The organism is uncultured Apibacter sp., from assembly GCF_946479295.1.
Taxonomy (GTDB): domain Bacteria; phylum Bacteroidota; class Bacteroidia; order Flavobacteriales; family Weeksellaceae; genus Apibacter.
The window spans coordinates 32906-56584 of the sequence record NZ_CAMLFD010000014.1 but is presented as its reverse complement, the minus strand read 5'-3'; the positions used below and the strand labels follow the sequence as shown (position 1 = coordinate 56584).

General features: G+C 30.4%; 24 protein-coding genes. 18 read left to right on the top strand and 6 right to left on the bottom strand.

Annotated features, from left to right (window positions below):
- Position 1: 1 nt before the first annotated feature.
- The 4 genes from Q0T35_RS08880 (at position 2) to Q0T35_RS08865 (ending at position 2791) form a co-directional block, all read left to right on the top strand.
- A complete protein-coding gene (locus tag Q0T35_RS08880) occupies positions 2-751 on the top strand; it encodes an RNA methyltransferase (RefSeq protein ID WP_295842640.1) in 750 nt (249 codons plus the stop codon).
- On the top strand, positions 748-1509 hold the full coding sequence (locus tag Q0T35_RS08875) for a Kdo domain containing protein (protein WP_295842637.1): 762 nt from the start codon (positions 748-750) through the stop codon (positions 1507-1509). Before Q0T35_RS08880 ends, Q0T35_RS08875 begins: the two co-directional genes overlap by 4 nt.
- Before the next feature lie 111 nt (positions 1510-1620).
- Positions 1621-2187: a cob(I)yrinic acid a,c-diamide adenosyltransferase gene (locus Q0T35_RS08870; RefSeq protein ID WP_293917082.1), complete on the top strand. Its 567-nt coding sequence runs from the start codon at positions 1621-1623 to the stop codon at positions 2185-2187.
- Positions 2180-2791, top strand: coding sequence for a thiamine diphosphokinase (locus tag Q0T35_RS08865; protein WP_293917084.1), 612 nt, complete (start codon positions 2180-2182; stop codon positions 2789-2791). Before Q0T35_RS08870 ends, Q0T35_RS08865 begins: the two co-directional genes overlap by 8 nt.
- A 223-nt stretch (positions 2792-3014) precedes the next feature.
- Here the strand turns inward: Q0T35_RS08865 and ffh are convergent, their stop codons facing one another.
- Complete coding sequence (gene ffh / locus Q0T35_RS08860; RefSeq protein ID WP_295842633.1) at positions 3015-4361, bottom strand: signal recognition particle protein; 1347 nt, start codon at positions 4359-4361, stop codon at positions 3015-3017.
- 196 nt (positions 4362-4557) lie between these two features.
- On the opposite strand from ffh, the gene Q0T35_RS08855 reads away from it, so the two are divergent.
- On the top strand, positions 4558-5484 hold the full coding sequence (locus Q0T35_RS08855; protein WP_295812241.1) for a manganese-dependent inorganic pyrophosphatase: 927 nt from the start codon (positions 4558-4560) through the stop codon (positions 5482-5484).
- Between the two features lie 86 nt (positions 5485-5570).
- Here the strand turns inward: Q0T35_RS08855 and Q0T35_RS08850 are convergent, their stop codons facing one another.
- Together Q0T35_RS08850 and Q0T35_RS08845 are read right to left on the bottom strand one after the other, a co-directional pair.
- Positions 5571-6026 carry a DinB family protein gene (locus Q0T35_RS08850; protein WP_293917088.1) on the bottom strand — a complete coding sequence of 152 codons (456 nt, stop codon included), beginning with the start codon at positions 6024-6026 and terminating at the stop codon, positions 5571-5573.
- A 31-nt stretch (positions 6027-6057) separates the two neighbouring features.
- Positions 6058-6723, bottom strand: coding sequence for an HAD family phosphatase (locus Q0T35_RS08845; RefSeq protein WP_293917089.1), 666 nt, complete (start codon positions 6721-6723; stop codon positions 6058-6060).
- 305 nt (positions 6724-7028) lie between these two features.
- On the opposite strand from Q0T35_RS08845, the gene Q0T35_RS08840 reads away from it, so the two are divergent.
- From Q0T35_RS08840 to Q0T35_RS08795, 10 genes are all read left to right on the top strand, one after another.
- Positions 7029-8279 (top strand): CinA family nicotinamide mononucleotide deamidase-related protein, encoded by a 1251-nt coding sequence (locus Q0T35_RS08840; protein ID WP_295812236.1) that lies wholly within the window; start codon positions 7029-7031, stop codon positions 8277-8279.
- Between the two features lie 63 nt (positions 8280-8342).
- Entirely contained in the window at positions 8343-9287 is a 945-nt protein-coding gene (locus tag Q0T35_RS08835) for an aldo/keto reductase (RefSeq protein WP_295812233.1), read from the top strand.
- A 211-nt stretch (positions 9288-9498) separates the two neighbouring features.
- Complete coding sequence (locus tag Q0T35_RS08830; protein ID WP_293917093.1) at positions 9499-10761, top strand: sodium:proton antiporter; 1263 nt, start codon at positions 9499-9501, stop codon at positions 10759-10761.
- A 415-nt stretch (positions 10762-11176) separates the two neighbouring features.
- Positions 11177-11428: a GlsB/YeaQ/YmgE family stress response membrane protein gene (locus Q0T35_RS08825; RefSeq protein ID WP_293917094.1), complete on the top strand. Its 252-nt coding sequence runs from the start codon at positions 11177-11179 to the stop codon at positions 11426-11428.
- A 17-nt stretch (positions 11429-11445) separates the two neighbouring features.
- Positions 11446-11679: a hypothetical protein gene (locus Q0T35_RS08820; protein ID WP_295842632.1), complete on the top strand. Its 234-nt coding sequence runs from the start codon at positions 11446-11448 to the stop codon at positions 11677-11679.
- A gap of 190 nt (positions 11680-11869) precedes the next feature.
- Positions 11870-13222: an MATE family efflux transporter gene (locus Q0T35_RS08815; RefSeq protein ID WP_295812229.1), complete on the top strand. Its 1353-nt coding sequence runs from the start codon at positions 11870-11872 to the stop codon at positions 13220-13222.
- Positions 13223-13242: 20 nt separating this feature from the next.
- A complete protein-coding gene (locus Q0T35_RS08810; protein WP_293917099.1) occupies positions 13243-13845 on the top strand; it encodes an AAA family ATPase in 603 nt (200 codons plus the stop codon).
- Between the two features lie 193 nt (positions 13846-14038).
- Positions 14039-14785, top strand: coding sequence for a 3-oxoacyl-[acyl-carrier-protein] reductase (gene fabG, locus Q0T35_RS08805; RefSeq protein ID WP_293917100.1), 747 nt, complete (start codon positions 14039-14041; stop codon positions 14783-14785).
- Between the two features lie 76 nt (positions 14786-14861).
- Entirely contained in the window at positions 14862-16529 is a 1668-nt protein-coding gene (menD, locus tag Q0T35_RS08800) for a 2-succinyl-5-enolpyruvyl-6-hydroxy-3-cyclohexene-1-carboxylic-acid synthase (protein WP_295842630.1), read from the top strand.
- Positions 16530-16533: 4 nt separating this feature from the next.
- Complete coding sequence (locus Q0T35_RS08795; RefSeq protein ID WP_293917106.1) at positions 16534-17094, top strand: hypothetical protein; 561 nt, start codon at positions 16534-16536, stop codon at positions 17092-17094.
- An 886-nt stretch (positions 17095-17980) separates the two neighbouring features.
- On the opposite strand, the gene Q0T35_RS08790 is transcribed toward Q0T35_RS08795, so the two are convergent.
- Positions 17981-18244, bottom strand: coding sequence for a hypothetical protein (locus Q0T35_RS08790; protein WP_295842628.1), 264 nt, complete (start codon positions 18242-18244; stop codon positions 17981-17983).
- Positions 18245-18926: 682 nt separating this feature from the next.
- Between Q0T35_RS08790 and Q0T35_RS08785 the strand changes: the two genes are divergently transcribed.
- Genes Q0T35_RS08785 through dtd form a run of 3 tightly spaced genes read left to right on the top strand, consistent with a single transcriptional unit; the run spans position 18927 to position 21114 of the window.
- Entirely contained in the window at positions 18927-19712 is a 786-nt protein-coding gene (locus tag Q0T35_RS08785; RefSeq protein ID WP_293917111.1) for an exodeoxyribonuclease III, read from the top strand.
- A 15-nt stretch (positions 19713-19727) separates the two neighbouring features.
- On the top strand, positions 19728-20648 hold the full coding sequence (locus tag Q0T35_RS08780; RefSeq protein ID WP_293917112.1) for an OmpA family protein: 921 nt from the start codon (positions 19728-19730) through the stop codon (positions 20646-20648).
- A gap of 13 nt (positions 20649-20661) precedes the next feature.
- Positions 20662-21114 carry a D-aminoacyl-tRNA deacylase gene (gene dtd, locus Q0T35_RS08775; RefSeq protein WP_293917114.1) on the top strand — a complete coding sequence of 151 codons (453 nt, stop codon included), beginning with the start codon at positions 20662-20664 and terminating at the stop codon, positions 21112-21114.
- Between the two features lie 151 nt (positions 21115-21265).
- On the opposite strand, the gene Q0T35_RS08770 is transcribed toward dtd, so the two are convergent.
- Entirely contained in the window at positions 21266-22519 is a 1254-nt protein-coding gene (locus Q0T35_RS08770) for a pyridoxal phosphate-dependent aminotransferase family protein (RefSeq protein ID WP_293917116.1), read from the bottom strand.
- Positions 22520-22542: 23 nt separating this feature from the next.
- Positions 22543-23571 carry a PLP-dependent cysteine synthase family protein gene (locus tag Q0T35_RS08765; protein ID WP_293917118.1) on the bottom strand — a complete coding sequence of 343 codons (1029 nt, stop codon included), beginning with the start codon at positions 23569-23571 and terminating at the stop codon, positions 22543-22545.
- Positions 23572-23679 lie beyond the last annotated feature (108 nt).

The window sequence follows — 23679 nt, the reverse complement described above, 5'->3', positions numbered from 1 at the left end:
TATGATGTCTGCCAGTAAAATTAAAATTATTCAGTCTCTTGCAAAAAAAAAATATAGACAAAAATATAATTTATTTGTGGTCGAAGGTATAAAAAGTATTAAAGAATTTATCTTTTCAAACTTTTCTATAAAAAGTATTTACAGTACTGTCCCGATCTCTTTCCTAAAAGAGTATCAGTACCAAATTATTAGTACAGAAGAATTAAGAAAAATTAGTTTTTTAACTACACCGCATGATGCATTAGCCTTATTGGAAATTCCTTCGAATAAAATCGAAGCAATTAGTGGGATTCAATTGGTATTGGATGAAATCCAAGATCCCGGAAATCTTGGAACAATAATTCGGCTTGCAGACTGGTATGGAATAAAACAAATTTTATGCAGTAAAGGAACTACCGATGCCTATAACCCGAAGACGGTACAAGCTGCCATGGGATCATTGAGCAGAGTAAATGTAGTTTATACAGATATTTACAACGTTTTATCTCACTCAAAAATCCCTATATTGGGAACAGATATGAAGGGTGAAAATCTTTATACTACTAATTTACCTGAAAATTTTTATATTGTAATGGGGAATGAAGGAAATGGAGTTTCAAAAGAAATGAAAACATTGTGTAATCAAACACTTACTATACCGAGATTTGGCTTGGAACAAAAAACAGAAAGCCTTAATGTTGCCATGTCCACTGGAATTATATTGAGTGAATTTTTCTCCAGAAATGAAAAATTAAAAATTAAAAAAATATGAAATGGAAAGCCCATATTTCTAGTGAATATGACTGTTATACCGATATATTTTATAAAATAATTGAAGATTTTGATTCTTTAGGAGAGATAATATTTCAAGAAAGAAACACTCTACGTAAAATCGTACATCCGATATTAGGCACTTTAGCTGTTAAATCTTTTAAAAAACCGCATTTTATTAATCAAATTGCATATGCAAGCTTTAGGAAATCTAAAGCGTATCGATCTTTTATCCATGCTGAAATCTTAAGTTCTAAAAGTATAAATACACCAAAACCGATCGGTTATTTTGAAGAATTCAATTTATCTAGAATTGAACATTCTTTTTATTTTTCTAATTATTTTAATTACGATTTTACTTTTCGGGAACTAATTGAACAAAAAAACATGTTTACTGATTGGGATTTAATAATTAAAGAATTTACCCAATTTGTATTTAAAATTCATGAGAATGATATTTTATTTAAAGACCTTTCTCCCGGGAATGTTTTGATAAAAAAAGAAAAAGAGTCATATATTTTTTATTTAATTGATTTGAATAGAATGAAATTTCAACCTTTATCTTTAGATCAAAGACTTCAAAATTTTATTCGATTATCATTAACTGATGAAATGATTCCTATTATCGCAAAGGAATATTCTTATTATAGTAATACAAATTATAATTTTATAATTGATCAATTGCATAAAAAAAACACTATATTTATTAAAAAAAAGGAAAGAAAGAAAAAAATAAAAAAAATTTTAGGTAAAACCTAATCCTTGGTTTTCTCCAAAGAACTATTTTCAAAAGTCTTTTAAAGAATAATAAATTTAAATACTCTAAGTTTTAACTTTTTTACTAATAGTTAAAAATATCAATGCATATCTATGATTATATATACGAAAACCGGAGATAATGGTACCACTGGATTATATGGTGGAAAGCGTGTAACAAAAAACCACATTCGAATTCAAGCTTGTGGTGAGGTAGATGAATTAAATTCCTATATAGGACTTATTAGAAGTTATAATTCTTATAAGGAAATTGATGAACAGCTCCATGTGATACAAAATACTTTATTTAATATTGGCGCTGAATTAGCAACTCCGTCTGATCGAATGTTTTCTACAAACGAAAAACCGAAAATTTCTTGTTTGATTTCCGATAAAAAAATATTTTTATTGGAACAATGGATAGATATTATGAGTGAAAAGGTTCCTCCTCTGAAGCAATTTATTCTTCCCACTGGAAATATCGCCACTTCTACTTCTCATGTTGCAAGAACTATTTGCCGAAGAGCAGAAAGAAGCACAGTGACTTTAAGTGAAGCTGATGAAATTCGGCCTCTTATAATAAAATATTTAAATCGATTATCCGATTATCTATTTGTTCTTGCCAGATATTTCGGGTATTTAGCGAATAACAAAGAAATCCCATGGAATCCTAATGAGTAAAGCACTTCTTTTTTTAAACGGAAAAAAACCTAAGAAAATACCTAAAGATCTTGAGTCTTATTCAATTATTACATGTACTGATGGTTCATACACAAGATATGTTAATAAATTTCCTTTGTCTGTAACTTATATATCAGGGGATTTGGATAGTATTAATTCATCAAATATTACTTCGTCAATTAAAATAATTGAAACGCCGGATCAAAATAAGACTGATTTTCATAAGGCATTAGAGCTTTTATTAAAACAAAATATATTAGAAGTAGATGTATATGGAGGAAGTGGAAAAGAAAGCGATCATTTCATAGGAAATTTGTCTACCGCTTTATTTTTTAAAAATAAACTTCGAATAACCTTCTACGATGATTTTTCAAAATTCTTTTTTTCCAATAAGAAAACTAAGCTTAAAGGGGTAAAAGGGAAAATTATTTCTTTAATTCCTTTTTTTGAGGCTAAAAATATTTATACTCAAGGATTACAATATCCGTTATTCGGAGAAACACTCCTATTACCTCAAAGGATAGGGACACGTAATGTCGCCTGTGATGATAAAGTTAGTATTTGTTATACTAAAGGGGAACTTCTTATTTATATTGGTAAATGATATTCTCAACTTATATCTGAGAATAAAATATTTTTTATTCTTATTCTTGAAAATGTGTCATTGAAATCAAATTATTGAATATGAAGAATAAAGAAACTATTATTATGATATGTGAATTTTAATTTTTATTGAGGAAATAAAGCTCTAAATCATTTAAAAAAATAAATGATTATAGAAGCTTTACATTGGTCCTTATTAAAATATTATAATGGGTAAACCTCTATTAAAAGGGTTTTCCTCCTGACATTTGCTTAGCCATAGCCTGCATCATCATCCTACCTTGTGGAGTTTGCATCATCTTCATCATTTTACTCATCTGTTCGAACTGTTTCAACAGTTGATTGATATCTTGTATGCTTCTTCCGCTCCCTTTAGCTATCCTGTTCTTTCTGGAAGTTGTAATGATTGCCGGATTTCTTCTTTCTTCCGGTGTCATGGAATAAATCAATGCTTCAATATGCTTAAAAGCATCATCGTCTATATTAATATCTTTTAAAGCTTTTCCTGCACCGGGAATCATTCCAAGCAAATCTTTCATGTTTCCCATTCTTTTAATCTGCTTTATTTGATTTAGAAAATCATCAAAACCGAATTGGTTTTTAGCTATCTTTTTCTGTAGCTTACGCGCTTCTTCCTCATCAAATTGCTCCTGTGCTCTTTCCACTAAAGATACCACGTCCCCCATTCCTAAAATACGATCTGCCATACGAGATGGATAGAAGATATCTAACGCTTCCATTTTTTCTCCAGTAGAAATAAATTTGATTGGCTTTTGAACTACCGTGCGTATTGTCAAAGCGGCTCCACCACGAGTATCACCATCCAATTTAGTTAATACTACTCCATCATAGTTCAGCACATCGTTAAAAGCTTTTGCTGTATTCACTGCATCTTGTCCTGTCATGGAATCTACAACAAATAAGGTTTCGTCAGGCTTAACTTTCTGATGAACATTTCTGATTTCATTCATCATATTTTCATCTATTGCCAAACGTCCAGCCGTATCGATTATAACTACATTAAATCTATTTTGTTTAGCATATTCTATAGCATGGCTGGATATTTCAACCGGATTTTTATTGTCAAGTTCAGTATATACTTCTACTCCTATCTGATTTCCTAAAACTTTTAATTGATCAATAGCTGCCGGACGATAAACGTCACAAGCTACTAACAAAACTTTCTTTTGTTTTTTTGTTTTTAGAAAATTGGCTAATTTCCCTGAAAAGGTGGTTTTACCGGAACCTTGTAATCCGGCTATTAATATCACTGAAGGATTCCCGGATAAGTTTATTCCGACATTTTCTCCTCCCATTAGATCGGCCAATTCATCGTGTACGATCTTAACCATAAGTTGACCAGGTGTAACTGAAGTAAGTACATTCTGCCCCAAAGCCTTATCTTGGATTCTTTTGGTTAAATCTTTGGCAACTTTATAGCTAACGTCTGCATCAACCAAAGCTCTTCTAATCTCCTTTACGGTTTCTGCAACATTTATTTCGGTAATCTTTCCACGTCCGCTGATGTTATGTAGTGCTTTATCTAATTTATCTTGTAAATTCTGAAACATATCCGTTACTTGTAATATTTGCAAAAATATAAAAGTTTTAGTTAATTTAAAAATATGTAATACAGTAAGTAATTAGAATGTACGTTTCTTTGCAAAAAAAGTTTAAAAATGTATATTTGCTTTTGTATTAAATAATATAAAAACAACATGTTTATTTATAATACATGATTTAAAAAAACATCTAATTTTATCTATCATGAATAAAGTATTAATTACAGGGCATCAAAATCCTGATACGGATACAATTACTTCTGCTATTTCCTTCTCTTATTTGCAAAATAGTTTAGGTAAAAATACAGAGGCAGTTGCTCTAGGTACCCCTAATGAGGAAACCCAGTTTGCTCTTGATTATTTTAAAATAAACGCTCCAAGAATTATTTCCAGAGCCTCTGATGAGACCAAAGATATCATATTGGTAGACCATAATGAATTCCAACAATCTATTTCAGATATCGAAGAATTAAATATATTAGCTGTAATTGATCACCATCGTATTGCAAATTTTCATACTTCGGTTCCTTTATATTATCGCGCCGAGCCGGTAGGATGCACTCAAACTATAATTCTGAAAATGTACAAGGAAAACTCCGTTGATATTCCACCTGCTATAGCAGGGTTGATGTTATCCGGAATTATTTCCGATACTTTGTTATTTAAATCTCCGACATGCACACAAGAAGATATTAATGCGGCTCAAGAATTGGCAAAAATTGCAGGAATTGAAGCTGAAAAATACGGACTAGATTTTCTTAAAGCCGGAACTAATCTTTCTAATAAATCTGCTGAAGAACTGATTTCTCTTGATGCTAAATCTTTCGAAGTTAACGGAAATAAAATACGTGTTGCTCAAGTAAATACTATCGATTACGATGATGTCTTTTCTAAAAAAGACAGTATTGAAGATACTATCTCCAAGGAAATAAATACTCAGGGATACAATCTCTTCTTATTGGTAATTACTAATATTTTAGATAGTGATTCTAAAATATTAGCAATGGGAAATGCTGCATCTGCTGCGGAAAAGGCGTTTGGAGTTCAATTAAGTAACGGCGAAGCAATCCTAAAAGGAGTGGTTTCTCGTAAAAAGCAAATTATTCCTCAGATTACGGAAGCCTTATCTTAAATTATAAAATATATTTTATATAAAAAACACATACAGAATTCATGTATGTGTTTTTTATTATATATTCTTTACAAAAGATACCTTTATCAAACTAGCTTTTTCATAGTAATAACAATTCCATAATGCATGGCTTCATGAGTATTGTTAAGAGTTATAGCATCTTCAATTGATGAAATTTCAAATCCCATTTGAGATTCATATTTCGTGTACGATATGAATTTATTTTCATTATAATCACTTTCTAATTGGTCAATGGAAGTAATAAGTTTATCCTTTAAATATTGAATTTCGTCTTCTGTATTTATAAATCTAGGATAAGTTCCTTTTTGATAATTTTCAATCCAGTCATTGGTTATAAGCGGGGTCAGTCCTGACATCGTATAATGCAAGATTTGTTGAGAAACCAATATATGAGCAACATTCCAAAATATATTATTTTTAAAACCTTTCGGAATCTTTTGTATTTGATCCATATCTAAATCATCAATTTCTTTTACTAATGATCTGCGATAGGTTCTAAGAATTTCAAAATTTTTTTTCACTTTAAAAAGAATTTAAACAAATATATTAAAGTTATTTAATTAAAAAAATTGAATCGATATTATTGGAATTTAGCATTGAGAAATCATTTATTATCAAATTTGCAGTAGACAAATCTTGATTACCTGAAGCATCACTCTGATAACCAACACATAATATTCCAGCTTTATTGGCTGCAATAACTCCGTTAGTCGAGTCTTCTATGACTATACAATTTTCTTTGGGTTGACCTGATAATCTAACTGCTTCCAAAAAGATAGCCGGATCAGGTTTGGATTTTGGAAAATCTTCACCACTTACGATATGTTTAAAATAAGGAAATAATCGGAATCGGTCTAAAACTTTTGTTAAAGTTACTCTTGCAGAAGATGTAGCTAATATTACTTGAAAATTATTTCTATATAAATCTTCAATAAGATTTCTTACCCCTGGCAATAAATCGAGTTCCTCATCTTCTTGGAAAATTTTATTGAATATATCCCTTTTTTGCTGAACCAATTCTTCAATTCCTTGTTTTAATCCATATTTCTGTTTTAAATTTTGATATAAATTTTTCGTTGATAATCCTCTAAAGGTCTCATATTCTTCTTGTGATATATTCAATCCGATATCTTTAAAATGCTTTTTAAATGATAATTCATGAATGGGCTCCGTATTTACGATTACCCCGTCCATATCAAAAATGACTGTGTTTATCATAAAGTTTATTTTATGTGTATTTACTGTAAATGTTTTGCATCAAATAATTTTCATTTTTTTAGAATTACGATAAAATTTCTAAATAATAGGTAGAATTAAAAGCTCAAATTTAAGAAATATTATTTCTATGGCTGATTATTTCTTTGTTTACTACCTACCTGTATCTTATAGGTCTACTTTATACAAATTATTTGCTTGATTGACTGCTAATATTGAAATATTTATTGTTTACAAAATATAATACTATAAAATCTATACAAATATTTCATACAATTATCTAATTTTGTTAATTAAAAACCGATGTAATGAAAGCTTATATTATTGTTATTGGAGATGAAATTCTTTCCGGGAGAACTTTAGATACAAATTCTAATTTTATTGCTAAAAAACTTGACCAAATAGGAATTTCTGTCAGCCAGATTTCAACTATTTCCGATAATCCGAATTCAATTATAAAAAAATTAACGGACGCTTTTGCTTCTGATAATGATTTTATAATAACTACCGGAGGATTAGGCCCTACTAAGGATGACAGAACCAAACAGACCATTGCTAACTTTTTATGCGACGAATTGATTCTAAACCAAAAAACTTTAGATTTCATTACGAAATTATATTGCACTAATGGTCGCACTATGAATGACTTGACTAAAAAACAAGCAATGGTTCCTTCAAGTTCAGAAGTTATCATAAATCGATACGGCACCGCTCCAATTTTATGGACAAAAAAATTTAATAAGGTATTAATTAATTTACCCGGAGTACCTTATGAAACTCAAGCTATGATTGATGAATTTATAATTCCAAAAATAAAAAAGGAATATAAATTACCTTATATTGTAAGACGTTCCGTAATCGTAGTTAACTATCCTGAAAGTGATTTAGCCATTACCTTGAACAATTGGGAAAGCCACCTACCTGATTTCATATCACTATCGTATTTACCATCGGGTGCGCGAATTGAGCTTAGACTTAGCGCTAAGGGAAATAATAAAGAAATATTGGAAAAGGCTATAACCAATGAAATTGAAAAGCTATCTTCAATACTCAAGGAAAACCTTATATCTGCCCAAACTACAAATATTGTTGAAATCATTGCAGATTTCTTTACAAAAAACCATCTGACTTTGTCAGTAGCAGAAAGTATTACCGGAGGAAATATCTCCCACAAGATTACTTATTTAGCTGGATCTTCTTCTTATTACAAAGGAGGTATAACAGCTTATAGTTCAAAAATCAAGGAAAGTATTTTACAAATTCCCGAATCTTACATCGATGTTCATAAAGTAGTTAGTGAAGAAATAGCAAAAGAAATGGCTAATAAATGTGCTAGTTTGTTTAATTCAACGGTTGCCATTTCTACTACAGGAATAGCCGGTCCAGGATCCGATGAATTTAATGATCCTGTAGGATTGGCTTATGTAGGTTTATATATGAATGGAAAAACATATGCAACAAAGTACTATTATCCTAACGTAACAAGAGATGAAATGATTAGCCGGATTACTAATAAGGCACTAGAAATGATTTACTTTAAAATTGTAAAAAATAAATGACACTTTTCTGTATTTATTTGGTATAATTTTAGATTTTATACAGACATATTAAATCATATGATTATGGAAAAGAGAAAATTAGGTCCGACTGATTTAGAAGTTTATCCTTTTGCTTTTGGAGGGAATGTTTTTGGTTGGACTGCCGATGAGAATACTTCTTTTGAATTATTAGATCAATATACAGAATTAGGTTTTAATTTTATTGATACGGCTGATGTATATTCTGCATGGGTACCCGGAAATAAAGGAGGAGAATCCGAAACGATCATTGGAAAATGGATTAATCGGAGAGGAAACAGAGACAAGTTAGTAATTACTTCTAAAGTAGGTGGAGAAATAGACAGTACTCATAAAGGCTTAAAAAAATCATACATTCTCTCAGAGATTGAAGAATCGTTAAAACGTTTACAAACTGATTATATAGACTTATATTTTACTCACTTTGATGACCCTGACACATCTATTGAAGAAGTTCTAGAGGCCTATCAACAATTGATCAAAGAAGGTAAAATACGTTATATAGGCGTTTCCAACATGACTACAAAAAGAATATTACAATCCTTAGAAATAAGCAAAACCAATAACCTTCCCTCCTATTCAGTATTACAACCAGAATATAATTTATATGATCGTGAGAAATATGAAAAGGAATATGAACCGTTAGCTGAAAAATATAAGTTGGGAGTTATGACGTATTATTCTTTGGCAAGTGGTTTTCTAACCGGTAAATATCATTCAGAAGAAGATTTGAATAAAAGCAAAAGAGGAGAAGGATTAAAAAAATATCTAAATGAAAGAGGTTTGAGAATTATTAAAACTTTAGAAGATGTAGCTGCAAGAAATAGCGCTACACCGGCTCAAGTATCCATAGCTTGGATCATTCAAAGACCCAGTGTGACCGCTCCAATTGCAAGTGCTTCCAAACTAGGACAGTTAGACATATTAAAAGCCGTGGATTTACAGCTTTCCAAAGAAGATATTACGGCCTTGAACGATGCGAGTAAATGACCTCTGAACTCATAAAAACCTAATCTCCTCAAATAAAAAAAGTGTTCAAAAAACTGAACGCTTTTTTATTTTTATAAAATAATCAAACTATATTAATTGGAATTATAATATAAATATATAATTTTTTCATTTTTTAAATTGGTTTACTATTTTCATTTTATTTTTACTCTAATTTTATTTCTTATCTTTGCAAAAAATTTTATTTAATTTCATGGAATTATACTACTCATTTTCAATTCTTATTATTTTAGCTGCTATTTTTTCATATATTAATGTTAGATTTTTAAAATTTCCATCTACTATTGGAATTATGATCATCGCATTAATTATGTCAATTATTTTAGTTCTTTTAGGAAGTCTTACCTCAAAACCTTTAAATGATATTGCTTCCCTAATCAAAGGATTTGATTTTACTGAAATATTGATGGGATGTATGTTAAATTTCCTGCTTTTTGCCGGAGCTATACATATTAATATGTCAGATTTAAAAGAGCAAAGGCTTCCTGTAATAATATTTTCCACATTGGGAGTGATAATATCTGCGATAGTAGTGGGAACAGGACTTTATTACACTTCTAATTACCTTCTTCCTATTATAAATGTACATACCGAAATACCTTTAATTTATTGCTTACTTTTTGGAGCATTAATTTCACCTACAGACCCAATTGCTGTATTAAGTATATTGAAACAGGCTAATGTTTCAAAATCATTAGAAACCAAAATTGCCGGAGAATCATTGCTTAATGATGGGGTGGCCGTAGTGTTATTTGCAATATTAGCGAATCTTGCCAATAACCCAGTTGTTGTGGCTACCGGACATATGGATTTATCATTTGCCCATATATTTGATTTATTTTTAAGAGAGGCTATAGGCGGTTTATTATTAGGAACTGCACTTGGTTACCTTGCTGCCTATGCCATAAGAACTTCTAACGATTATAAAGTTTCTGTATTAATTACCTTGGCCGTTGTTATGGGAGGATACCTTATAGCTAGATCGTTGCATACCTCTGCGCCACTAGCTATGGTGGGTGCCGGACTAATCATAGGAGAATCAAGAAGAAAATTAGGAACTACTGAAAAAAGCAGCGTAGGTTACTTCTGGGAATTGATAGATGAGGTTATGAATGCTATTTTATTCCTTTTTATGGGATTTCAACTTTTACTTATTGATGATTTGATTCATTACTGGCTTTTAGGTATTATATGCATTATTATAGTTTTATTTGCCAGATACATTTCAATTAAAATCCCTACAATAATTATTCCTTTTAAAGAAAAGTTCAGTAAAGGAACTATTGCTGTATTGGTTTGGGGAGGATTAAGAGGCGGTGTTTCAATAGCTTTAGCGCTTACCGTTCCAGACAGTGATTATAAGGAAACTATTATAGCCGTTACTTATGTAGTAGTCGTATTTTCTATTTTAGTACAAGGATTAACTGTTGGAAAAGTAGCTAAAGATATACAATAGTATACAGTTTATATTCGATATTTTAAATGATATCAATTTAAACTATAGAAAAAGTAACTGTTTTTTAGTAAAAACAGTTACTTTTTCTATATAATACTGCTCCCCATCTTATTTACAGTTTTAGTAAATTTTATTATAAAAAATTTTATCTAAAGTTATCTATATTACCAATTTATATCCTTATTTATTTAATATAATTAGTAAGAATTTAAGAATCTTCATTCAATAAGAACCAATTTCATTTTAGTTTATGTGATTTATCTCACAATAAGTTTATTTTATAATATTCTAAAATAATCACATTAAAATGTGATTTAGATGGCATATTTATTGTTTAAGATATAAAAAAACTACAAGATAATTACACTTCTTTCATTAACAAAAAATATTAAAAACATATAAAAATTTTATATTAATGCAAGGAATGGGTATTTTATGGTCTATAATTATTGGAATTATAGCCGGTTTTATTGCAGGAAGAATTATGCGCGGAAGCGGCTTCGGCATGTTTGTCAATTTGCTTGTCGGTCTTATTGGAAGTATACTCGGCGGATGGATTTACAGCCTATTTGGTTTTTCCAGTGGTGGTAAATTAGGAATGCTTTTAATGTCTGTAATTGGTTCTGTAGCCCTTTTATGGATTATATCATTATTTAGAACAAAATAACCTTATAATAAAATGTCATGAAAAAAATAATTTTAGGAACTTTCTTGGGTGCAGCTATTGGATATATCGCCAGAAAGATGCAAGAAGATGGTTTTTTCGATAAAGTATCTAATGAACTAAATAAATTTACCTCTAAAACTAAGAAAAATTTAAACAATATGGTTGATGTGGGTAAAAATGAGGCTGAATATCTAAAAGATAGAGCAAAAAAGTATGGGGAAAAAGGTGAAAGTCTTATTCAAGAAGATTAAACAATGAAATAATCCAACAATACATCCATGTAGCAGCTTATTAGCTGCTATTTTATTTAGTGTTCATTAATGCAGTATATTTATTTATGTGTGTATAATCACATTATATAAAAAATTATTAATTTTATAGCGCGACCTATTTACTTCATTTGACAATTTTATAACCTTTTAAAATTAAGATAACTAAAATATGAGATTAACCGGTACTCCTATTGAATTAGGAACTGAGAATATTGGAAAATTATTAAAGCAATATGCCATCCCTGCTATCATAGCAATGATAGCCTCCTCTCTTTATAATATTACCGATAGCATTTTTATAGGACATGGAGTCGGACCATTGGCTATTTCCGGATTAGCTATCACCTTTCCCCTCATGAATCTTGCCGCTGCTTTCGGCTCTCTTGTAGGAGCCGGTGCCGCTACTTTACTTTCTGTCCGATTAGGCCAAAAGGATTATACTACGGCAAACAGCATTTTAGGAAACGTATTCATTATGAATTTAATTATTGGTATTTCCTTTACTATTGTTTCCTTACTATTTCTAGACCCTATATTATACTTTTTCGGTGCCAGCAAAAAAACACTTCCTTATGCCCATGATTTCATGATTATAATTCTGTCAGGAAACGTGATCACTCATATGTATCTCGGATTAAATTCAATGTTGCGCTCTTCCGGGAAACCCAGACAGTCTATGTATGCAACCATATTTACAGTACTCATAAATCTAGTTTTAAATCCCTTATTCATATTTGTATTTGGCTGGGGTATCCAGGGAAGCGCATATGCAACTATCATTTCACAAACAACTATATTAATATGGCAGATCTATTTATTTTGCGATAAGAATAATTTTATTCATATTCAAAAAGGCATATTTAAATTAAATAAATATATAGTAAAAGACTCTTTATCGATTGGTATGTCTCCTTTCTTAATGAATGCTGCTGCATCTGTTATTGTGATAATTATAAATCAGGGATTATTAAAATACGGAGGAGATCTTGCCGTTGGAGCTTATGGAATTGTTAATAGGATCGCTTTTCTATTTGTAACCGTTGTATTGGGACTAAATCAAGGTATGCAACCTATTGCCGGATATAATTTCGGAGCAAAATTATATTCGAGAGTTACAGAAGTATTAAAAAAAACGATATTAATTGCAACCCTAATCATGTGTACAGGATTTATTATAGTTGAGTCTGTTCCTCATGCGGTAGCTTCCATATTTACAACTGATAAAGAACTCATCGATATTGCATCTCTAGGGCTGAGAATAGTTTTTATTTGCTATCCCATTGTAGGTTTTCAAATCGTTACTTCAACATTTTTCCAAAGTATAGGAATGGCTAAAAAGGCTATTATTTTGTCATTAACACGTCAAATTTTGTTTTTAATCCCTTTTCTATTAATTCTCCCTAGATTTTTTGGTATTGCAGGAATATGGATAAGTATGCCTGCAGCAGATTTTTTCGCTACTATTTTGGCTGCAATTATGCTGCTTAAACAATACAAAGAATTTACTAAACCGAAATCCTGATAAACTAATATAGATATGTTATGACAGAAAAATATTTTATTACCATTGGTCGACAGTTGGGAAGCGGTGGCCGGCAAATTGGAAAGAAACTTGCTGATGCTTTACACATCTCTTATTATGATAAGGAAATCATCAATTTAGCTTCTATAGAAAGCGGTTTAAATCCCGAGATTTTTGAGCAAGCAGATGAAAAAAATTGTTATAGCTTTTTCGAAAATTTCTTAGGAATGCAACTTTCTAAAAATTATTTAGGAAACGAAAATTTATTTGAAATACAAAGTGAAATTATTAAAGAGGAAGCTCGTAAAGGTTCCGCTTTATTTGTGGGTAGATGTTCCGATTATATTTTACGTGAATTCGAAAGACGAATCGATATATTCATAACCGCTAACAAAGAAGACCGCATTAGGAGAACTTCTCAGAGAAAAAATATTTCGTTAAAAGAGGCTGAAGAATTAAATTTAAAAATAGATAGAAAAAGAAAAGAATATTATAACTTCTATAATAAAAAAAATTGGGGGCATGCAAATTCTTATCACCTTTGCATAAACTCTTCTGTTTTAGGAATTGAAAAAAGTGTAAATCTTATTAAATCATTTGTTGAACAAAAATTTAATCTTTAAAGAATTATAATAGATTAATTTTTTAAATTCCTAAAAAATGTAACAATTACTAGTTATGGAAATTTGTTTTGAAATAAATATAAAAATTTAACCCCTATGGTTTTTCAAATCATTAAAATATATTGCAGTATAATTTTAAAAATACCTTGATAATGACAAAAGTATTATATTTGAAAAAAAATAAGATTACTATATGAAATTGCTTGAAGGAAAAACCGCTATAATTACCGGAGCAACCAGAGGAATCGGAAAAGGAATTGCAGAAGTATTTGCTAAAAACGGGGCTCAGATTGCTTTCACATATGCATCATCTGTCGCTAAAGCAGAAGAATTGCAAAAAGAGCTTGGTAACCTTACTAAAGTAAAAGGATTCCAATCAGATGCTTCTGATTTTGAATCAGCACAAAAACTTGCAGATGATGTTATCAAAGAATTCGGTCAGATAGATATCGTAGTAAATAATGCAGGGATTACCAAAGATAACTTACTATTAAGAATGAATAAAGAAGATTGGGATGAAGTGATCCGTATAAATCTTGATTCGGTATTTAATCTTACCAAAGCAATCGTCAAACCTATGATGAAACAAAAAAAAGGGTCGATTATCAATATGAGCTCTGTAGTTGGTGTGAAAGGAAACGCTGGACAAGCGAATTATGCCGCATCCAAAGCAGGAATTATTGGTTTCTCTAAATCAATAGCATTAGAATTGGGATCAAGAAATATTCGTTGCAATGTAGTCGCTCCGGGATTCATCGAAACCGAAATGACGGAAGCATTAGATGAAAAAACTATTCAAGAATGGAGAGACAATATTCCTCTAAAAAGAGGTGGAACACCGGAAGATATTGCCAACGCTTGTCTATATCTTGCCAGTGATCTATCAAGTTATGTTACCGGACATGTACTTAATGTGAACGGTGGTATGCTTACTTATTAAACAAAATATATGGATAAGGCATTATAAATAAGAGATTAAAAATTTTAATCTCTTTCTTTTTTTAACTTATTAAAATATGTATAGCAATAAATTATCAGTACAATTATTAGGAGAAGTTTTATATCGATACGATATTACTGACATTATCATTTCTCCTGGCTCCAGAAATGCGCCTTTAACCATACATTTTACAAATCATAAAGAGTATACTTGCTATAGTATAGTCGATGAACGTTCTGCCGCATTTTTTGCTTTAGGTATGGCTCAATCCAAAAAAAAGCCGGTAGTCATCTGTTGCACCAGTGGAACGGCTTCGGCCAATTATTATCCGGCCATTATTGAAGCGTTCTACCAGAATGTTCCTTTATTAGTACTTACAGCCGACAGACCCGAGAATTATGTAGATATTTTTGACGGACAAACAATTCGACAAAAAAACATTTACAGTAACCATATTTATGGATCTTTTCAGTTATCTGAATCGGAAAATGAAGAATCAATTACACAAAATTTCCTGGATTTAAAAAAAGCATTACATACGTGTATCTTAAAATCCGGTCCGGTACATATAAATATTCCATTTTCAGAACCATTATACAAACAAACTGAAAAAATAGAAATTATTATTGACAAACTAGCTCTTCCGTATAAAAGCTATAATTCGGACTTATATTCTCCTCTATTACCTACTTGGAATCATTATTCTAAAAAGATGATCCTTGTAGGAATGCAACAACCTAATTCGAAGCTTACTCATTTGCTTGAAAGATTTGCTGATAGAGAAGATACGATTATTCTTACTGAAATTACATCAAATCTCAACTCCAGCAAATTTTATCCTACTATCGATCGCTATATGTTCCCATTCGGTGAAGATAAGATGGAAGAGTATAAACCCGATCTACTTCTTACCATAGGACAGAATATCGTTTCTAAGAAAATTAAAGATTTTTTACGTAAATCAAATTTACAGGCACATTGGCATTTGGATGAATTTTGGCATCCTGACACCTATTTTTCTTTAACTGAAAAAATAGAAGAAAATCCCGTTATTTTTTTAAAGAAATTAGTGAAAATTTCGTCAAAAACTTCTACTTATTCATTACTCTGGAAACAATTAAAGAATGAACGCGAACAAAGACATCATGAATTTGTTGCTCATCTTCCGTTTTCAGACTTATGGGTAATAAAAACCTTGGATAAAAAAATACCTGATTCGTATAATCTTCAACTATCCAATAGTTCCATGATTAGATATGCGCAATTATTTAATTTTAATTCTAAAAATAAAATATTTTGCAACCGAGGAGCCAGTGGTATTGATGGATCTACTTCCACTGCAGTCGGCTTTGCCGTTGCCGATCACCATCCTACTGTTTTAATAACCGGCGACATTGGTTTCTTTTATGATTCTAATGCTTTATGGAATAAATACATCCCTCATACATTTAGAATTATTCTCATAAATAATGGAGGTGGAGATATTTTTAAAATCATTCCGGGACCCGATACATCAAATGCTTTAGATGAATTTTTTGTCACTCATCACGACCGTACTGCTCAACTACTAGCTAAAGAATATAATTTTGAGTATTTACAAGCTCATAATCAAGAAGAGTTAGTAAAACACTTAGAGTCATTTTTTAATTCTTCCCATAGACCTAAATTATTGGAAATTAATACAGCCGGACAGCCAAATTCAAATCTTTTACGAGAATATTTCAATTATTTAAATCAGGAATAGAAATATGAGAATTAATTTATTTACCCCTATGCGGGAAGAAAATCAAAAAATAATGGATGCTATAACAGAGTTTTCATCGCTAAAGCATTCATATGAAGTCATTGTAACTGGAATTGGTCGTGAGAAAATTGCAAAATCCCTGGTCAATAAACCAAAATCCGATTTAGATATTTTAGTGGGTTTCACGGCAATAACCGGAATTGAACAAACCATGCCTAAAGAATTACAAAAAGGCTGCTTAGTAGAGGTAGTAGCTTCTTCTTTATATGGATATTCGGGTGAAATTTTTGAAAATGGAAAATTGTTACTTTCCGCTTCCCGTACCCAATTCCCTACTCTCACTTCCCTTACTTCCGATAAATTTGTGACCACTTCCCATTTACCGATTGGCACGCTTATTAACATGGAAGATTATAGTTTCATGTATTTGAAAAGACCCCATGATTTCATCATACGGATTATATCTGACTTTTTGCCTCACCAGGATGAAATAGATTTTTTTAAGGTTATTGAGGATATTTCTTTTACTCCAGTAATTGAATTTTTAGAAAGTTTGGAATCATAATTTAAACTGATTCTTACCCATTTATATTATTTTAATTTAAGTTTTACTAATTGGTTATGATATTCTGTTTCTATGATTCACTCGGTTTTACCATTTTAACTTGATCTTCTTTTTTACAGTTGATAGCCGTTTGGCAATAATAATTATAGTTCTCCTCCTTAAATAATTTTTATAAATTATCATGAATAATCCTTTCATTTCTCAGAATTTAAAGCCATAGTAGCGTCATCACAAAATAAATATTTCGGCTTCTAAGAGGAAAAATTCTCATTTAAATAATTTATTTTAAAATTAATTTACATGCACAAACTTGAAAAATTAAGCACTTATTTTATTAAGAATTTTGTGCATCGTTTAATATTCTTTCCGTCTTCATTTTCGAATTTCTCTTTTTTATTTTAAGTTAATAATTGATTAGCTTATATATTTTTGAAAGTTGAACATAATGATTGGTCTCTCCATACCAAGATTTGTTTAATATTATTTGTAAAATCCGTATAGTCAGTTTTTTTGGTTTAAAAAATATCTTCTCCTGTCCAGAGTAATTTGTAATTTTTTACTAAAGAAAAACATTCTAAATGATAGATCTACACTATGATAAAAATTCACAGCACTTATTACATACTTCCCTTTTAAATTAAAATTCCAATTTATATTAAATATAAAATTTTTATTCTTATCAAAATAAAAGGAATTATCTGTTGAAAAATAGAATAACCAACAAATATTTTTGATCTTTCCTATTTGTAAATTATCCAATTTATATTCGGAATATTGAATATTATTTCGTTACTACTTTCCAATCAATAAAGGAATAATAAAAATGTATAATGCGATTGTTTTACATCCACTTGTAAAGATAAATTCCATGAATCTTTTTTGTTTTTTAAAAAACAATACTAATTAATCCGATATTTACCTCTGAATCATATTGATAGGATGGATTTGTAATTATTTCTATACTTCTTACCTCATCTGACGGGATACTTTGTAAGTAGTTATTCAACGATTCTCCTGATAGTTCAACTAACCTGTTATCAACAATTATTTTAGCTGAACTTTTCCCTATTATTTTGATATTATTTCCTTCAACTTTTATTTTTGGAGTCTTCACTAATACATTAAAACCTGTACCTAAAGTGGATACCATAGATTTTTCTACATTCAATACCGTTATGTCTATTTTCCTCTCAATTATTTTATTTTTACCCTTTATAATTACTTGCTGTATTTCTTTACTTTTATAAAGCTTTATTGTACCTAAGTCTATATTTTCTTTTATTATTAAAAAATCTGCATATAGCTCTTCTTCATTTTCTTCAATTTTATATTATATAATCCTGGATGCAAATCTTTGAAAATAAAAGAATTTTTATCATCTAATTGAGTGGTAATTGTAATAGAATCTTGTTTAGCTAAAGTGATTTTTACAGAAGTGTTTAATATATTTTCAGCAAAAATTAACAGTTCCTTTTAGAAAAATTTTCTGGGAATAGCTAAGAATAATAAATATATAAAAAATAAATTTTCAAAGCTTTTTTATAATAAAATGCATATAAATAATAATATCTTTATTATTAAATATTTATTGTATTTTATAAATAAACATTTAATATAGTACTAATTTTTCAATAATCAAATTAAAATAAATATAGATGCTCACTTACTATTTTTTTATTCTATTTAGTATAAAATTATATTTTTATATTATTGCGTTTAGCAAAAATTCTTTTCACATAATTTTTGTTACATTTTAAATTTAACTATAATTTAATAGAAAGAGGAATACTATTTATAAAAAATCAAAGTGTAAAAAACTGTATTTTTGTAAAATGAAACTATTGAGTTACAATGTTAACGGAATAAGAGCCGCCATAAATAAAGGCTTAGTAGAATGGATAAAATCGGCAAATCCTGATATACTTTGCTTACAAGAAATTAAAGCTCACACAGATCAATTTGACGTGTCACAATTTGAAAGTTTAGGATATCATTCTTATTGGTTTTCCGCTGAAAAAAAAGGGTATAGTGGTGTAGCTATATTATCAAAAGAAAAGCCTATATCTGTAAAATATGGATGCGATAATCAAGAATATGATCAGGAAGGAAGAGTATTGCAAGCAAATTTCAACAATTATTCGGTGATAAGTGTTTATGTTCCTTCCGCAACTAATATGGCTCGTCTAGGATTTAAATTAGACTTTTGCGAATACTTATTAAAATATATTAAAAACTTAGAAAAAGATTATCAAAATCTTATTATAAACGGAGATATAAATATTTGTCACAAAGCCATCGACATTAATGATCCAGTAAGAAATGCTAAAGTTTCAGGATTTCTACCTGAAGAAAGGGAATGGATGGATCGATTTTTTAAACAATGTAATCTTGTTGATACCTTACGCGTTTTCAATCATGAACCTTTTCAATATTCGTGGTGGACTTATAGGGTAAAAACTGCGCGAAACAACAATAAAGGTTGGCGAATAGATTATTCATTGGTTACTAAACCCTTAGTCAAACATTTACAAAGAGCTTATATTTTAACACAAGCCATTCATTCGGATCATGCCCCTGTAGGGATAGATTTCGATCTAAATAAATTACAAAATCTTTAATTAAATTATCTAATTATGAAAAAAGCAACTTGCATTATTTCTCTTTTGGTAATTGCTACCTCATGTGTACCGCAATCCAAATATGATGAATTAGAAAAAAAATATTACGCATCCTTACAGGGAGAAAGAAAAAGTCAGAAAGCCATTCAGGAGAAAGAAGATGCATTAAAATCGTTATCAGACCAATACTCTTCATTACAACAGCAGCAAGAAGCTCTTGCAAAAAAGAAAGCTCAATTAGATGCTGAATATTCGGATCTTCAAATTGAATATGCTACTAAGCTGAAAGATATGGAAGATTTGAAGACTAAAAATGCACAAATTTCCAACGAAGTCCAAACCACCGAACAATCTCGAAAAAAAATCCTAAATGAATTGGAACAAACCCAAGGTCAATTACAAGAAAAGATTAAAAGGATAAATGAACTGGAAGGATTAATTTCACAACAAAAGGAATCAGTTTCGAAATTAAAAAACAAGCTACAAATAGCTTTAAAAAATTATGAAGGTAAAGGAATAACCGTCGAAGAAAAAGAAGGAAATATTTATGTTTCTATGGAGAATAAGCTTCTTTTCCCATCGGCAAGCTGGACTGTAGAGGCCGAGGGTATAAAAGCTCTACAAGACCTTTCCGAAGTTTTATCTAAAGATAATAATCTAAATATTATAATTCAAGGACATACCGATTCTGATAAATATGCCGGTAACGGAAACATAAAAGACAATTGGGACTTATCTGTAATGCGCGCTACTGCTATTACCAAAATTCTTCAATCTGAAGGGGTATCTCCCAAACAAATGACAGCTTCAGGTAAGAGCGAATACGCTCCATTAGCTAATAATTCTACTGCTACAGGAAAAGCTATAAATAGAAGGGTGGATATTATTATAGCCCCCAATTTAAGTGAGATAACAAAGATTTTAAACGATTTGTAATCATTGATAGATAATGCGGGTTGTTATTCAAAGAGTTTCAGAATCGTCTGTTAGGGTTGAGAATAAAATAGTGGGTAAAATTAATCAAGGATTACTATTATTTTTAGGCATTGAAGATGCGGATAATCAAGAGGATATAGAATGGTTGGCTAATAAAATTTGTAATTTACGAATATTTAATGACGAAAAAGGTATCATGAATAAATCTCTCTTAGATATTCAAGGAGACATATTATTAGTTAGTCAATTTACCCTTCATGCATCTACAAAAAAAGGAAACAGGCCCAGCTATATAAAAGCAGCAAAACATGAATATGCTAAGACCATGTATGAAAAATTCAAAGATTATCTTTGTCAATTATTAAAAATATCTATTCAAACAGGAGTTTTTGGGGCAGATATGAAAGTATCATTGATCAATGATGGCCCCGTTACTATAACAATAGATTCTAAAAATAAAGAATAAATAGGTATTTCAAAAGCGTGTATTTTATAAAAAATATATAAAAGCAAATGTTCTCAATCCATTTTTTTACATAAAAATATAATTTGAATATCAAATAAAAAAAACCTGATTACTATTCTAATCAGGTTTTTTTAAATAAATATGATTTAATTTAAATTATATTAATATTTAAATCCGCCATTTCTTGCTTATATACTCCATTCACCAGTTTGTCTCTTACAGCTTCGAATGCTTGAAGAGTTTTATCTATTTCTTCATCTGTGTGTGAAGCTGTTGGTATTAAACGTAAAAGAATCATTCCTTTTGGTATAACCGGATATACTACCACACTGGTAAATATTTTATAATTTTCACGGATATCTTTTATCAATAATGTTGCTTCAATAGCATCTCCCTGCATGTATACAGGAGTTACACAAGTATTGGTTTTGCCTATATCAAATCCTCTTTCTTTAAGGCCTTCTTGAAGTTTTTTTACATTATGCCATAATCTATCTTTAAGTTCAGGTTTACTTTTCAGTAACTCCAATCTTTTTAAAGCCCCAATAACCATAGGCATTGGAAGTGATTTGGCAAAAATCTGTGAACGTAGATTATATTTTAAATATCGGATAATTTCCTTATTAGATGCTACAAATGCACCAATTCCTGCCATAGACTTTGCAAAGGTAGAAAAATAAACATCAATACCGTCTTGGCATCCTTGTTCTTCACCTGCACCTGCTCCAGTTTTACCTAACGTACCGAAACCATGAGCATCATCTACTAATAATCGAAAATTATATTTCTTTTTAAGCTCAACGATTTCTTTTAATTTTCCTTGCTCACCTCTCATTCCAAAAACCCCTTCAGTAATCACCAAAACTCCTCCCCCTGATTCTGCTGCGTTTTTTACTGCTCTTTTAAGGTTTTTTTCTAAGCTTTCCATATCATTGTGCTGATAGGTAAATCTTTTACCGAAATGAAGCCTTACGCCATCTACAATACATGCATGGCTATCAACGTCATAAACAATCACATCATTTTTGGAAACAAGAGTATCAATTATTGATAGCATACCTTGATAACCGAAATTCAAAAGATATGCCGCCTCTTTATTAGCAAAAGCAGCAAGTTGTTTTTCCAATTCTTCATGGTAATGGGTCTGCCCAGACATGGCACGAGCACCCATCGGATACGCCATACCATATTTAGCGGCAGCTTCGGCATCAGCTTTTCTTACTTCAGGATGATTGGCTAGTCCTAAATAATCATTAATGCTCCAGACTATCATGTCTTTACCCTTGAATTTCATTCTCGGACTGATTTCTCCTTCTAGAACAGGAAATATATATTCACCTTCCCCATAGTCCGCATATTTAGCAAGAGGACCGGGATTATTTTTTATTCTCTCAAAAATATCCATTTTTATTATTTAACCAAAGTTACTTATATTTTTTCTACAGTAGCGTGTGATTCTAATCCATTCAATTTGCTATTAACAAAACCTTGAGATGACATCCATTCATCACTAAAAACTTTAGTCATATATCTTGATCCATGATCCGGAAAGATTAGAACAGCTACAGAACTCTCATCAAAAGTATCTGCGACAGTTCGTGCCGCTGTTAAACTTGCTCCACTCGTATAGCCTACCATCATTCCTTCTTTAAGCGCTAACTCTCTTGTAGCATAAGCACTAGGTTCATCTGATACTTTAACATATTTATCAATTACGGAAAAATCCAATGCACCAGGTATTAGGTTTTTACCTAGACCTTCTATTTGATAAGGCTTTATTTCATTAGGATCAACTTCTCCTGTTTCAAAGTATTTTTTTAATACTGAGCCTACGGCATCTACTCCTATCACTTTAATATTAGGATTTTTTTCTTTTAGAAACTGTGCTGCACCGGTTAGAGTTCCACCTGTTCCTGTACATCCTATAAGATGGGTAATTTTACCTTGGGTCTGCTCCCAAATCTCAGGACCTGTACTTAGATAATGAGATTTTGTATTTTCTTGATTAAAATATTGATTAATATATAACGAATTAGGGGTATCCGCGGCTATTCGTTTAGCAACTTCATAATAGGATCTGGGGTCATCTGCCGGAACATTAGCCGGACATAAATATACTTTAGCTCCCATTGCTTTAAGAAATGAAATTTTTTCAGGTTTTGTTTTATCGCTTACAGCTAAAATACATTTATAGCCTTTAACGATACTTACCATAGCTATGGAAAAACCGGTATTCCCTGAAGTTGTTTCCACTATAGTTGCACCTGGCTTTAATAAACCTTGTTTTTCAGCATTTTCAATTATATGAAGTGCAATTCTATCTTTAGTTGAGTGTCCGGGATTATAACATTCCAATTTTGCAAAAAAAGAACCTTTCATCCCTTCTGTTACTCTATTTAAGCGAACTAACGGCGTATTGTTAATTAACTCAAGAACATTATTATAAGTTCTAGCCATCCTATCTTATTATTAATTTATATAATTAATTCAAGGGGCAAATTTATAATTTTTTTTTCTTACAAAAAACTTAACTTAATGAAATTTGACTTATTCAAACCAAATCGA